Annotated in this window: 12 protein-coding genes; 6 read left to right on the plus strand and 6 right to left on the minus strand. The window is 69.2% G+C overall.

All coding sequences use genetic code 11. The features are described 5' to 3' along the window. The first annotated feature begins 24 nt into the window (after positions 1 to 24). From BAMB_RS03540 to fahA, 4 genes are read left to right on the plus strand one after another with little or no spacing between them, the layout of a single operon-like run. Positions 25 to 255 (plus strand): DUF2783 domain-containing protein, encoded by a 231-nt coding sequence (locus BAMB_RS03540; RefSeq protein WP_006760629.1) that lies wholly within the window; start codon positions 25 to 27, stop codon positions 253 to 255. Beyond that, on the plus strand, positions 252 to 1,613 hold the full coding sequence (locus BAMB_RS03545) for an MFS transporter (RefSeq protein ID WP_011656086.1): 1,362 nt from the start codon (positions 252 to 254) through the stop codon (positions 1,611 to 1,613). The genes BAMB_RS03540 and BAMB_RS03545 overlap by 4 nt, the downstream gene beginning before the upstream one ends. Positions 1,614 to 1,628: 15 nt before the next feature. Next, complete coding sequence (hmgA, locus tag BAMB_RS03550; RefSeq protein ID WP_011656087.1) at positions 1,629 to 2,963, plus strand: homogentisate 1,2-dioxygenase; 1,335 nt, start codon at positions 1,629 to 1,631, stop codon at positions 2,961 to 2,963. Then, the gene (fahA, locus tag BAMB_RS03555; protein WP_011656088.1) at positions 2,960 to 4,264 is read left to right on the plus strand and encodes a fumarylacetoacetase; all 1,305 of its coding nucleotides are present in this window, start codon (positions 2,960 to 2,962) and stop codon (positions 4,262 to 4,264) included. The genes hmgA and fahA overlap by 4 nt, the downstream gene beginning before the upstream one ends. A 139-nt stretch (positions 4,265 to 4,403) precedes the next feature. Here the strand turns inward: fahA and BAMB_RS03560 are convergent, their stop codons facing one another. From BAMB_RS03560 to BAMB_RS35145, 5 genes are all read right to left on the minus strand, one after another. Next, positions 4,404 to 5,564: an MFS transporter gene (locus tag BAMB_RS03560; RefSeq protein WP_011656089.1), complete on the minus strand. Its 1,161-nt coding sequence runs from the start codon at positions 5,562 to 5,564 to the stop codon at positions 4,404 to 4,406. A 219-nt stretch (positions 5,565 to 5,783) separates the two neighbouring features. Beyond that, the gene (bluB, locus tag BAMB_RS03565; protein ID WP_011656090.1) at positions 5,784 to 6,533 is read right to left on the minus strand and encodes a 5,6-dimethylbenzimidazole synthase; all 750 of its coding nucleotides are present in this window, start codon (positions 6,531 to 6,533) and stop codon (positions 5,784 to 5,786) included. A gap of 124 nt (positions 6,534 to 6,657) precedes the next feature. After that, positions 6,658 to 7,656 (minus strand): 2-hydroxyacid dehydrogenase, encoded by a 999-nt coding sequence (locus BAMB_RS03570; protein WP_011656091.1) that lies wholly within the window; start codon positions 7,654 to 7,656, stop codon positions 6,658 to 6,660. Positions 7,657 to 7,686: 30 nt separating this feature from the next. Then, positions 7,687 to 8,673, minus strand: coding sequence for a LysR family transcriptional regulator (locus tag BAMB_RS03575; protein ID WP_011656092.1), 987 nt, complete (start codon positions 8,671 to 8,673; stop codon positions 7,687 to 7,689). Between the two features lie 294 nt (positions 8,674 to 8,967). Continuing rightward, positions 8,968 to 9,264 carry a hypothetical protein gene (locus BAMB_RS35145; protein WP_158380524.1) on the minus strand — a complete coding sequence of 99 codons (297 nt, stop codon included), beginning with the start codon at positions 9,262 to 9,264 and terminating at the stop codon, positions 8,968 to 8,970. 164 nt (positions 9,265 to 9,428) lie between these two features. Here BAMB_RS35145 and BAMB_RS03580 point away from each other — a divergent pair, with 164 nt between their 5' ends. After that, on the plus strand, positions 9,429 to 10,640 hold the full coding sequence (locus tag BAMB_RS03580) for a pyridoxal-phosphate-dependent aminotransferase family protein (protein WP_011656093.1): 1,212 nt from the start codon (positions 9,429 to 9,431) through the stop codon (positions 10,638 to 10,640). Between the two features lie 58 nt (positions 10,641 to 10,698). On the opposite strand, the gene BAMB_RS03585 is transcribed toward BAMB_RS03580, so the two are convergent. After that, a complete protein-coding gene (locus BAMB_RS03585; RefSeq protein WP_011656094.1) occupies positions 10,699 to 11,634 on the minus strand; it encodes a helix-turn-helix domain-containing protein in 936 nt (311 codons plus the stop codon). A gap of 133 nt (positions 11,635 to 11,767) precedes the next feature. Between BAMB_RS03585 and BAMB_RS03590 the strand changes: the two genes are divergently transcribed. Beyond that, positions 11,768 to 12,664 carry a DMT family transporter gene (locus BAMB_RS03590; RefSeq protein WP_011656095.1) on the plus strand — a complete coding sequence of 299 codons (897 nt, stop codon included), beginning with the start codon at positions 11,768 to 11,770 and terminating at the stop codon, positions 12,662 to 12,664. The last annotated feature ends 117 nt before the right edge of the window (positions 12,665 to 12,781 follow it).

The raw sequence follows: 12,781 nt of genomic DNA on the forward strand, positions 1-12,781 counted from the left end.
ACACCGACACCGGAGACACCCGTCATGCCCCGACTCGACACCCGCCCGCGCCTGGCCGATCCGGACGCGTTCTACGAAGCGCTGATCGACATGCATCGCGACCTGTCGGACGCCGACAGCCAGCTCGTCAACGCGAAGCTGATCCTGCTGCTCGCGAACCACATCGGCGACGCCGACGTGCTGCGCGAAGCGATGGCGCTCGCGCGCCAGGGCGTGACGCCCGCCGTGCATCCGGCCGCCGAGGTCGCGCAATGAGCGCGGCGCCGGCCGACGCGCGCGTGCTCGAAGTCGAGCGCGTGATCGACGAGACCCATCGCCCGGGCTTTCACTGGATGCTGCTCGCGCTGTGCGGGCTGTGCCTCGTGATCGACGGCTTCGATGCGCAGGCGATGGGGTATGTCGCGCCCAGCGTGATCGCCGAATGGGGCGTGCCGAAGCAGGCGCTCGGTCCGGTGTTCAGCGCGAGCCTGTTCGGGATGCTGCTCGGCGCGCTCGGGCTGTCGGTGCTCGCCGACCGGATCGGGCGGCGCCCGGTGCTGATCGGCTCGACGCTGTTCTTCGCGGTGACGATGCTCGCGACGCCGTTCGCGGGCTCGATCCCGGTGCTGATGGCGCTGCGCTTCGTCACGGGCCTCGGCCTCGGCTGCATCATGCCGAACGCGATGGCGCTGGTCGGCGAGTTCAGCCCGGCCGCGCATCGCGTGAAGCGGATGATGATCGTGTCGTGCGGCTTCACGCTCGGCGCCGCGATCGGCGGCTTCATCAGCGCCGCGCTGATTCCGGCGCTCGGCTGGCGCTCGGTGTTCTTCGTCGGCGGCGCGGTGCCGCTGGTGCTGACGACCGCGATGCTCGCGCGGCTGCCCGAGTCGCTGCAGTTCCTGGTGCTGAAAGGGCGCGACGCGCAGGCGCGCGACTGGCTCGCGCGCTTCGCGCCGCAGGCCGGCATCGACGCGAACACGCGTCTGGTCGTGCGCGAGCGTGCGGCGAGCGGCGCGCCGGTTGCCGAGCTGTTCCGTCATGGCCGCCTGCCGGTCACGCTGCTGCTGTGGGCCATCAGCTTCATGAACCTGATCGACCTGTACTTCCTGTCGAACTGGCTGCCGACCGTCATGCGCGACGCGGGCTATTCGCCGGGCACGGCGGTGATCGTCGGCACGGTGCTGCAGACGGGCGGCGTGATCGGCACGCTGTCGCTCGGCTGGTTCATCGAACGCCACGGCTTCGTGCGCGTGCTGTTTGCGTGCTTCGCGTGCGCGGCGGTGTCGGTCGGCCTGATCGGCTCGGTCGCGCATGCGTTGCCGTGGCTGCTGATCGTCGTGTTCGCGGGCGGCTTCTGCGTGGTCGGCGGGCAGCCGGCCGTCAACGCGCTCGCGGGCCAGTATTACCCGACGTCGCTGCGCTCGACCGGCATCGGCTGGAGCCTCGGCATCGGCCGGATCGGCTCGGTGCTCGGGCCGCTCGTCGGCGGACAACTGATTGCGCTCAACTGGACGCACGGCGCGCTGTTCCACGCGGCCGCGGTGCCCGTGCTGTGCTCGGCGCTGTTCGTGCTCGGGCTGGCCGGCGTAACGCGGCGCGGCGGTGCGCAGGCGCCGAACGCGGCCATGAATTGATGGAGAAAGGAAACGATGACGCTTGACCTGTCGAAACCGGCAACCGCCGGCTACCTGAGCGGATTCGCGAACGAATTCGCGACCGAGGCGCTGCCCGGCGCGCTGCCGCACGGCCGCAATTCGCCGCAGCGCGCGCCGTACGGCTTGTATGCGGAGCAACTGTCGGGCACCGCGTTTACCGCGCCGCGCGGCCACAACCGCCGCTCGTGGCTGTACCGGATCCGGCCGGCGGCCGTGCACCGGCCGTTCGAGCCGTTCACGGGCCCGCAGCGGCTCGTGTCGGAATTCGGCGACTCCGCCGACGTGCCGCCGACGCCGCCGAACCAGCTGCGCTGGGATCCGCTGCCGATGCCGGTCGAGCCGACCGATTTCGTCGAAGGGCTCGTGACGATGGCCGGCAACGGCTCGGCGGCCGCGATGAACGGCTGCGCGATCCACCTGTATGCGGCGAACCGCTCGATGCAGGACCGTTTCTTCTACAGCGCCGACGGCGAACTGCTGATCGTGCCGCAGCAGGGGCGGCTCTTCATCGCGACCGAATTCGGCCGGCTCGACGTCGAGCCGTTCGAGATCGCGGTGATCCCGCGCGGCGTGCGTTTTTCCGTCGCGCTGCCGGACGGCGACGCGCGCGGCTACATCTGCGAGAACTTCGGCGCGCTGCTGCGCCTGCCGGACCTCGGCCCGATCGGCTCGAACGGGCTCGCGAACCCGCGCGATTTCCTGACGCCGCAGGCCGCATACGAGGATCGCGAAGGCGCGTTCGAGCTGGTCGCGAAGCTGAACGGACGCCTCTGGCGCGCGGACATCGGCCATTCGCCGTTCGACGTCGTCGCGTGGCACGGCAACTACGCGCCGTACAAATACGACCTGCGCCTGTTCAACACGATCGGCTCGATCAGCTTCGACCATCCGGACCCGTCGATCTTCCTGGTGCTGCAGTCGCAGAGCGACACGCCGGGCGTCGACGCGATCGACTTCGTGATCTTCCCGCCGCGCTGGCTCGCGGCCGAGGATACGTTCCGCCCGCCGTGGTTCCATCGCAATGTCGCGAGCGAGTTCATGGGGCTCGTGCACGGCGCGTACGACGCGAAGGCCGAGGGCTTCGTGCCGGGCGGCGCGAGCCTGCACAACTGCATGTCGGGTCACGGGCCCGACGCGGACACGTTCGAGAAGGCGTCGGCGAGCGACACGACGAAGCCGCACAAGGTCGACGCGACGATGGCGTTCATGTTCGAAACCCGCACGCTGATCCGTCCGACGCGCTACGCGCTCGACACCGCGCAGCTGCAGCCCGACTACTTCGAATGCTGGCAAGGCATCAGGAAACATTTCAATCCGGAGCAACCATGAGCGAACCCCAAGACTGGCGCGCGACACTCGATCCGGCTCGCAAGAGCTGGGTCGAGACGGCGAACGATCCCGCCTGCGATTTCCCGATCCAGAACCTGCCGTTCGGGATCTTCAGCGATGCGAAGCAGGCGGCGCGCCGCGCGGGCGTCGCGCTCGGCGACCAGATCGTCGACCTCGCCGCGCTCGCGCGTACGGGCCTCGTGACGCTTCCGGCCGGCGCCGACGTGTTCGGCGCGCCGACGCTCAACCCGTTCATCGCGCTCGGCCGCGATGCATGGCGCAGCGTGCGCGTGCAGCTGTCGCAGCTGTTCTCGCGCGACGACGCGCGGCTGCGCGATGACGCCGCGCTGCGCGCGCAGGTGCTCGTCGCGCAGCGCGACGCGACGCTGCATCTGCCGGTCGACATTCCCGGCTACACCGATTTCTATTCGTCGAAGGAGCATGCGACCAACGTCGGCTCGATGTTCCGTGATCCGAAGAATGCGCTGATGCCGAACTGGTCGGAGATGCCGATCGGTTACAACGGCCGCGCGTCGTCGGTGGTCGTGAGCGGCACGCCGGTGCGGCGCCCGAGCGGGCAACTGAAGCTGCCCGACGCGGAGCGTCCGGTGTTCGGCGCGTGCCGCAAGCTCGACCTCGAACTCGAGACGGGCTTCATCGTCGGCCGCGGTAACGCGCTCGGCGAACCGATCGCGTGCGAGGACGCCGAAGCGCATATCTTCGGGATGGTGCTGCTCAACGACTGGAGCGCGCGCGACATCCAGCAGTGGGAATACGTGCCGCTCGGCCCGTTCAATTCGAAGGGCTTCGCGACGACGATCTCGCCGTGGATCGTCACGCTCGACGCGCTCGAACCGTTCCGCGTCGCGCAGCCCGAGCAGTCGCCGCAGCCGCTCGCGTATCTGCGCCACGCGGGCAAGCATGCGTTCGACATCGCGCTCGAAGTGACGCTGCGCGCGCGAGGGGCGGCCGAAGCGACGTCGATCTGCCGCACCAACTTCAAGTACATGTACTGGACGATGGCGCAGCAGCTCGCGCATCACACGGTCGCGGGCTGCAACACGCGCGTCGGCGACCTGATGGGCTCGGGGACGATCAGCGGGCCCACCAAGGACTCGTTCGGCAGCCTGCTCGAACTGACGTGGAACGGCAAGGAGCCGCTCGCGCTGAACGGCGGCGGCAGCCGCACGTTCATCGAGGACGGCGACGAGCTCACGCTCACGGGCTGGTGCCAGGGCGACGGCTATCGCGTCGGGTTCGGCGTGTGTGCGGGCAAGATTCTGCCCGCGCGGAGCGCGTGACAGGTCCCGCGGGATTCGGAAGGACAGGGCGGCCCGCATCGCGCGGGCCGTTTTCGTTGGGGGCAGCGAGTGGCGGTGCGGATGCGCTCGCATGTACCGATGTGAACGCCGTGCGACGGCGACAGCGTCCGTGTCGGCGTCAGACCGCGCGCGGCAACGCGGCGCGTCGTTCCCACAGCGCGGCCGCGACGAACGCGGCGACGCACGCGACCAGCACGCCGACCAGCGCGTTGCTGCCGAGTTGCTCCATCAATGCGCCCGCAACCAGCGGGCCGCCGAAGCTCGCGGCGCTCCACGACGCCGACACGAGCGAGCTCGCGGTGACGAGCGCCGCGCCGCGGAAGCGTTCGCCGCACGCGACGAGCGACAGCGTGTAGATGCTGCCGGCCGCCGCGCCGAGCACGAACAGCAGCGGCCAGCACAGCCACGGATTCGCGATCACGAACGGCAGCAGCGGCAGGCCCGCGAGCACGATCCAGCCGGCGCCGAGGTGCACGCGTTCGCGGCCGAGCTTGTCCGCGAGCCAGCCGATCGGGAATTGCATCGCGGTGTCGCCGAACAGCATGATCGACGCGAGCAGCACGGCGGTCGCGCTCGCGACGCCGTGATCCATCGCGTAGAGCGGCAGCAGCGACAGCGCGAGCGTATCGAACAGCGCGAAGAAGCCGGTGCCGATGATCAGCGCGGGCATGCGCGGCAGCACGGCGAGCCAGCTGTCGTGCGCTGCGTGATGCGCGTCGTCGCCGGCGAGCGGCGCGCGCCGGATGGTCGCGAGCGTCGGCAGCGCGAGCAGGAACAGCGCGCCGCACAGCGCGAAGCGGATGCCGGTCGCGCCGGCGATCTGGCTGACGAGCACGGGGCCCGCCATCTGGAACAGCGTGAAGTTGGTCGCATAGATCGCGACCACGCGGCCGCGCGTCGAATCGTCGGCGAGCTGGTTGACCCACGCTTCGCCGATCGTGAACAGCAGCATCAGCGCCGCGCCGCACAGCACGCGCAGCACGCCCCACAGGATCAGGTTCGACGTGAACTGCATCAGCACGGTGGCCGCGGCGAGCAGCACGACCGACACGACGATGGCGCGGCGCGCGCCGATGCGCCGCGCGAGCGCGGTGACGAACGGGACGACCGCGAGGCCGCCGAGCGCCTGCGCGGCCGTCAGCATGCCGACGACGTTGGTGCCGTGTCCGGCTTCGGTCAGCGCGAGTGCGGTGAGCGGCAGCGTGGCGCCGGTGCCGAGACCGACCACCGCGACGCTCAGGATCAGCGCGAGGAAATCACGATTGAGAATGGCTTTCATCGGGCGCGATGCTACACCGCGGTCCTTGAAAGGTCCATGAAGGCCGTCAGGATCGGGTGGGGTTGCGTGCGCAACGAATGCTGCGGCGCGAGGTCGGGCTGGCGCGCGTCATGCGCGTGCGGCTGGATTCAGCGGCGGGTTCGACAGCCGCGGCGGCATGGCCGACTATCGGGCCGGAGCGACGCCGTGTCGCGGCCGTTCCACGCGTCGTGCGCTCGGTCAGCGGCCGGGAGGCGTCGCTGCGGGTGTCAAGTCGGAGAGGTCGTCCGCGGCGGAAACCCCGGGCGCCGGCGCCAATCCGGGGCTCGCCTCACAATCGGCGGCCTGCGTGGCCGGCGCGTCCCAGCCGTTTTCGAACAGGCACGCGTCGATCGGCATCCGCGCGGCCCAGCGCTCCTCCTCGAGCATCGGCTTCGCATAGAACGCATCGACATGCCCGATGCACAGCACGGCAATCGGCTTCGCGCCGGCCGGCATCCCGAGCAGCGTGCGCAGCGCGTCGACGTCGAACAGCGACACCCAGCCCATCCCGAGCCCTTCGGCGCGTGCGGCGAGCCACATGTTCTGGATCGCGCACGCGGCGGACGCCAGGTCCATCTCCGGCAGCGTGCGGCGGCCGAACACGTGGCGCTCGCGATCGTCGGTGAGCGCGACGACCAGCAATTCGCCGCATTCGCGCACGCCTTCGACTTTCAGCCGCATGAATTCGTCCTGCCGCTCGCCGAGCGCGTCGGCCGTCGCGCGGCGCTCGGCCTCGACCAGCGCATGGATCGCGGTGCGCAGCGCGGTGTCAGTGATGCGGATGAAGCGCCACGGCTGCATGAAGCCGACGCTCGGCGCGTGGTGCGCGGCGCGCAGCAATCGCGCGAGCGTGGCCGGATCGACGGGCGCCGGCGTGAAGTGGCGCATGTCGCGCCGTTCGAAGATCGCGCGGTAGACCGCGGCAATGGCGGAGTCGTCGAAACGCATGGGCGGCAGAAAGCAGGGGAGGTCGGCGCAACGATAGCAGACGCGGCGCGTGCGGCGTTACATCAATCGAAACAAAATGGCGAATCGTTGACGATCGCGCGCACCGAACGCGCGATGCCGTGGGTCAGCGCCCGGCCGTGACGACGTTGGTCGGCGTGCCGGCGTGCCATGCCTCGATGTTCAGCAGCGTCGTGTGCGCGATCTCGGCGAGCGCCTCGCGCGTGAAGAACGCCTGGTGCGACGTGACGATTACGTTCGGGAACGTCAGCAGGCGCGCGAGCACGTCGTCCTGCAGCGGCAGGTCGGAGTGATCCTCGAAGAAGAGCCCGCTTTCCTCCTCGTACACGTCGAGCCCGAGATGGCCGAGCTGGCCGCTCTTGAGCGCGTCGACCAACGCCTGCGCGTCGACGAGGCCGCCGCGGCCGGTATTGATCAGCATCGCGCCGTGCTTCATCCGCGCGAGCGTCTGCGCGTTGATCAGATGGTGCGTCGACGGCAGCAGCGGGCAGTGCAGGCTGACGATGTCGGCGTGGTGCAGCAGCTCGTCGAGCTCGACGTAGCGCGCGCCGAACGCGATCAGCTCGTCGTCGTACGGCGGCATCGAGTGCGCGAGCACGTGCATTCCGAAACCCATCATGATCTTCGCGAACACGCTGCCGATCAGGCCGGTGCCGATCACGCCGACGGTCTTGCCGTGCAGGTCGAAGCCGAGCAGGCCGTTCAGCGAGAAGTCGCCTTCGCGCGTGCGCGCGACCGCGCGCGGCAGCCGGCGGTTGAGCGCGAGGATCAGCGCGACCGCGTGTTCGGCCACCGCATGCGGCGAATAGGCGGGCACCCGTACGACCGCGATGCCAAGCCGCTCGGCGGTGGCCAGGTCGACGTGGTTGAAGCCGGCCGAGCGCAGCGCGATCAGGCGCGTGCCGCCGTCGGCGAGCCGTTCGAGCACGGCCGCGTCGACGGTGTCGTTGACGAACGGACACACGACTTCATAGCCGTGCGCGAGGATCGCGGTTTCCGCGTCGAGATGGGATGGCTGGAAGTGCAGCCGATAGCCGAACTGCCGGTTGGCGGCGGTAAACGATTCGTCGTCGTACTGCCGGCTGCTGAACAGGATCACGCGCACGCTGCACCTCCAAGGGCTGACGCGTGCAGTTTACTGCAGGCCCGTCTGCCGGCCCGTGACGAGATCGACGCGATCGGGCGTGCGCAGGAAGCTGTAGCCGGTCGCCTCGCGGGCCGCCTGCACGCCGAAATGCTCGAGCGCGTGCTCGATGAAGCTGCGCGTGCGGGCCGGCACGTACTGCCGGTTCGGGTAGACGAGCGACAGCTGCGCGTCCGGGTCGTCGATCTGGTAGGTGGGCAACAGCCGCACGAGCGCGCCGGTGGCGAGCGCGCCGGCGACGCACGGCTCGGGCAGCACCACGATGCCGGACCCGGCGACGGCCGCCGCGTGCACGAGCCCCAGCTGGTTGACCGTGCAGGTCGGGCGTACCGTGATCGAATGCGTTGCGCCGTCGTGGCCGACCAGCCGCCAGGCGGGCGGATGCTGGTGCGGCGCGAGTGCGACCCAGTCGTGGCCGGGCAGGTCGTCGGGCGCGCGCGGCTCGCCGCGCCGTTCGAGATACGCGGGCGCCGCGCAGGCGACGAACGGGGCCGACGGGAGTGCGTGGCCGATCAGCGTCGGGTTGCCGTCGAGCCGGTTGCCGGTCACGATGCCGACGTCGTAGCCCGAATCGAGCACGTCGAGCGGCCCTTCGGCGACGGTGAGCTGCACGCGCAGCTCGGGGTAGCGGTGCCGGAAGCTGCTGACGAGCGGCGTCAGCGCGAGCGGCGACAGCAGGCCCGACGCGACGACCCGCAGCGTGCCGGCCGGTTCGCGCACCGCGTGCGCGACGGATGCCTCGAGATGATCGAATTCCTCGAGCAGCGCGCGGTAGCCGTCGAGGTAGCGCAGCCCGGCCTCGGTCAGCGACAGGTTGCGCGTGGTGCGGTGGATCAACCGCGTGTTCAGGTGAGACTCGAGCATCGCTATTGAACGCGTGACGAGCGCATTGGACACGCCTAGATGGTGCGCCGCGCGGCGGAAGCTCTGCTGCTCGGCGACGCAGACGAACACACGCATGGTCTGAATCTGGTTCATGGCTCGCGAATTTCTGGCCCGGTTGATTGATATCGATTGTGATTTTTCGTTGCACGACCTGGAAAACCGTCGCGCGACACCCGGTTCTCCTTCGTATCGAAAAATCGGTTTTCCATTCTGCAGACGATTGTTCATTATGGAAGCGTTATCCGTCAACCTGCGAGAAAGGTCGGCTTGCGTAAAATCGAAATCACGGGTATCGCTTTAACGAATCGGGGTCGCGGGGGTGCGGCCGGGATAGTCGGTGGCGTATTGAATCCGGGTGCCGGTGATTTGAAATATTTGTCATTTAAATCAGGGCGTTATGCGTGAAGCGTGGCAACCGGATCCGGTAATGGGTGAAATCGCTCCCCAATAGATGCCGCGATAATGGATGTTTTTGCGCAGATCGCGGTTTTGGTGGGTCGATTCTACCTGCGCGATTTTTTGGCGTGATGGCCGGTATTCGGGCCGATACATGCACCATGCTGAAGCCGGGAATCCGGCACTCGTCTCGATATTGCCGGGGAAAATCGCGGCGATCGAACCCCCGATGGAACCGTTTCGCATCCGCACGGCAATGCCGCGGCAATATGGAATCCGCTCGTCCAAAGGGTGCGCAGCCGGTGGCCCGGTCCGTCCACCGGGCCACCGGCACGCTGTCCGGCCGCCGGTGCCTCTTGCGCGCGGCCGCGGAACACGGAATGATCGATCAGTTCGCCATGCCGTGCGGCGGGCGACCTCCGTGCGTTTTCTCCCCTCCACTTTTGCCTGCCATGTCCATCGATTACTCGCCGATTCCCTGTCCCGTCGTCGTGCCGCTCGACGCGATCCTGCCCGAAGAACCGCTGCTGATGATGGGGGCCGGCCCGGTCCCGATCCCGGCCGCCGTCGCGAAGGCGAACACGATCGTGATCAACCACCTCGGCGCGACGATGGCGAAGATCATCGAGCAGGTGAAGGAGATGGCGCGCTACGTGTTCCAGACCCGCACGAAATGGGTGCTCGGCGTGGCCGGCCCCGGCTCGGCCGCGATGGAAATGGCGATCTCGAACCTCGCGTGGCGCGGCACGCGCGTGCTGTCGATCCGCAACGGCTTCTTCAGCGCGCGGATGGCCGAGATGGCGACGCGCGTCGGCGCCGACGTCGCGACGCTCGAAGTGGCCGACCGCGCGGTCGCGAGCCTCGACGAGATCGCGGACGCCATCGCGCGCGAGCGGCCCGAGATCGTCACGATCGTGCAGGGCGAAACGTCGAACACTGTATGGAACCGCGAACTGCGCGAGATCGCGGCACTCGCGAAGGCGGCCGGCGCGCTGGTCGTCGTCGATGCGGTGTGCACGCTGTCGACGATGCCGCTCGAAATGGACGCGTGGGGCATCGACGCGGTGATCACCGGCGGCCAGAAGGGGTTGTCGTCGATCCCCGGCGTGTCGCTGATCGCATTCTCCGACGCCGCGTGGAACCGGATGAAGCAGCGTCCGGAACCGAACGCGCACTGGTGCCTCGACATGGCGCTCGCGGAGAACTTCTGGCACAACGCGGGCTATCACTACACGGCGCCGGTGTCGGGCGTGCTCGCGCTGCACGAGGCGCTGCGCCTCGTCTGCGCGGAGACGCTCGAAAGCCGCTTCGCGCGCCACCTGCGCTGCTCGCTCGCGCTGCAGGCGGGCGTCGAGGCGATGGGGCTCACGCTCTACGCGCCGAAAGAGTGCCGGCTCAATTCGGTGGTCGGGATCGAGACGCCCGAGGGGCTCACGCCCGGGATGGTGTGCGGCCATATCTCGAAGCAGTACCAGGTCGAGATCTCGGGCTCGTTCGGGCTGCCGATCGTGCGGATCGGGCAGATGGGCGAACAGTGCCGCGAACACAACCTGTTCCGCACGCTGCATGCGTTCGGCCGCACGATGGACGATCTGAAGGTGCCGGTCGACCTGCCGGCCGGCGTGGCCGCGCTCGAGCAGGAGCTGTCGCGGCGGGGCGCGTAAGCGGGAGGCGAAGGGGCCGGATGCGCGCGGCGGCGCCGGCCGTCGAAACGCGCGGGCCTCAGCCGCCCTGCATCGCGCGCCGGTACGCGTTCGGCGTCGTGCCGTGCGCGTCGCGAAAGCGATGGCTGAAGTGGCCGGCGTTCGCGTAGCCGCATTCGGCCGCGACCTGCGCGAGCGGCAGGGCCGTCGTGCGCAGCAGCAGGCGCGCCCGCGCGAGCCGCTGCTCGGCCACCCAAGCGTGCGGCGCACGGCCGAACGACAGCCGGAACATCCGCGAGAAGTGGTATTCGGACAGCGCGGCGACGTTCGCCAGTTCGCCGAGCGTCAGCGGCTGCGACAGATAGCTGTCGATATAGTCGCGCACGCGGCGGCGCACGGCCGGCGCGAGCCCGCCGCGGAACGGCACGTCGGTGCGCGTCGTGCTCTGGCCGCGCAGCAGCAGGCTCAGCACGTCGTGCGCGGCCTCGTTCGCGCGCAGCCGGCCGTCGGCATCGTCCCAGCGCTCCAGCGCGAGCGAACGAAACTGCGCCGCCACGCGCGCATCCTCGAAATAGGTGCGGTCGGCGAGCTTCAGCTCGCGCGGCTCGCGATCGAGCTCGCGGATCGCGCGCTGCGTGAAGTGCTCGGGCAGGAAGTACAGGTGGATGAAGTGCATCTCGCCGCGCACCCACCAGCGCGATTCATGGTCGCCCGGCAGCGCGCACAGCAGGCTCGGCGCGCCGTAGCGCGGCACGCGTTCGCGCTCCGTCCGGTAACCGCCGTCGAGATAGCACGACAACGTGTGGTGGCCGGGCTGTTCGTAGATCGTCTCGCTTTCGTCAGTGATGCGCGTCCATTCGGCGATCGCGAGGTGGTCGCCGAGCCACGTGAAGCGCTCGAGCGTCGCGTTCGCCTCGGCCAGCGTGCGGCACACCGACTGCAGGCCGAACGGCATCGCGCCGCCGGCAGGGGCGGTCGAATGGTCGACGGGTGGGGCGTACAGGGGCGAACTCATGATGCGACGAGTATAAGCGGGCGCGCCGCGCGCCGTGCGGCGCCGCCCAAAAGACCGCAATTCCGGACAATCCGCACGGGCGGGGCGGCGGCATAGTCGGAGCCCGTTCCACTCGTTTCGCGTCGTTGCCGCCATGAACCTGTCGCTTTATTTCGTCACCGTGCTGATTTGGGGCACCACCTGGATCGCGATCAAGTGGCAGCTCGGCGCCGTGCCGCCGCCCGTGTCGATCGCGTGGCGCTTCTGGCTTGCCGCCGCCGTGCTGTTCGCGCTGCTGCGCGTGATGCGCCGGCCGGTGCGTCCGCCCCGAGAAGCGTGGCGCTACCTCGTCGCCCAGGGCGTCGCGCTGTTCTGCGTCAATTTCCTGTGCTTCTACTATTCGGAGCAGGTCGTGCCGAGCGGCCTCGTCGCCGTGATCTTCTCGACCGCGCCGCTGCTGAATTCGATCAACGGCCGGCTTTTCATGGGCCGGCCGCTGCGGCCGTCGGCGATCGCCGGCGCGCTGCTCGGGCTGACAGGCATCGCGTGCCTGTTCTGGCAGCAGATGGCCGGCCACCTGGACGATCACGCGACCTGGACGGGCCTCGCGATCGCATTCGCCGGCACGATGTGCTTCTCGGCCGGCAACCTGCTGTCGAGCCGGATGCAATCGATGGGCCTGCATCCGCTCGCGACCAACGGCTGGGCGATGCTGATCGGCGCGGCGATCCTCACGGTCGGCAGCGCGGCGGCCGGGTTGCCGTTCACGATCGACCCGAGCCCGCGCTATCTCGGCGCGCTCGTCTACCTGGCCGTGCCGGGCTCGGTGATCGGGTTCACTGCCTACCTGACGCTGGTCGGGCGGATCGGGCCGGAGCGCGCCGCGTACTGCACGGTGCTGTTCCCGATCGTCGCGCTGGCCGTGTCGACGGTCTTCGAGGGCTATCAATGGTCGCCGCTCGCGGTGATCGGGCTGCTGCTCGTGCTGGCCGGCAATCTGGTCGCGTTCGATTTGACGCGGCGGTTGTTTCCGAGGACGGCGCGAGCCTGAGCGCGTGACCGAGGCGCCGGCGGGATTGGGTTGGCGCGGCCGACCTGGTTTCGCTTCAGGGTGGCGCTTGATCCTCCGGTTGGGTCAGGAGGCGATGAGGGGCACGCAGGCGCATGC

Origin of the sequence: Burkholderia ambifaria AMMD, from assembly GCF_000203915.1 — a bacterium.
GTDB classification, from domain to species: domain Bacteria; phylum Pseudomonadota; class Gammaproteobacteria; order Burkholderiales; family Burkholderiaceae; genus Burkholderia; species Burkholderia ambifaria.

Coding starts and splice junctions, on each gene's coding strand:
- BAMB_RS03540 (WP_006760629.1), top strand. CDS start 25: ATGCCCCGACTCGACACCCGCCCGCGCCTGGCCGATCCGGACGCGTTC.
- BAMB_RS03545 (WP_011656086.1), top strand. CDS start 252: ATGAGCGCGGCGCCGGCCGACGCGCGCGTGCTCGAAGTCGAGCGCGTG.
- hmgA (WP_011656087.1), top strand. CDS start 1,629: ATGACGCTTGACCTGTCGAAACCGGCAACCGCCGGCTACCTGAGCGGA.
- fahA (WP_011656088.1), top strand. CDS start 2,960: ATGAGCGAACCCCAAGACTGGCGCGCGACACTCGATCCGGCTCGCAAG.
- BAMB_RS03560 (WP_011656089.1), bottom strand. CDS start 5,564: ATGAAAGCCATTCTCAATCGTGATTTCCTCGCGCTGATCCTGAGCGTC.
- bluB (WP_011656090.1), bottom strand. CDS start 6,533: ATGCGTTTCGACGACTCCGCCATTGCCGCGGTCTACCGCGCGATCTTC.
- BAMB_RS03575 (WP_011656092.1), bottom strand. CDS start 8,673: ATGAACCAGATTCAGACCATGCGTGTGTTCGTCTGCGTCGCCGAGCAG.
- BAMB_RS03580 (WP_011656093.1), top strand. CDS start 9,429: ATGTCCATCGATTACTCGCCGATTCCCTGTCCCGTCGTCGTGCCGCTC.
- BAMB_RS03585 (WP_011656094.1), bottom strand. CDS start 11,634: ATGAGTTCGCCCCTGTACGCCCCACCCGTCGACCATTCGACCGCCCCT.
- BAMB_RS03590 (WP_011656095.1), top strand. CDS start 11,768: ATGAACCTGTCGCTTTATTTCGTCACCGTGCTGATTTGGGGCACCACC.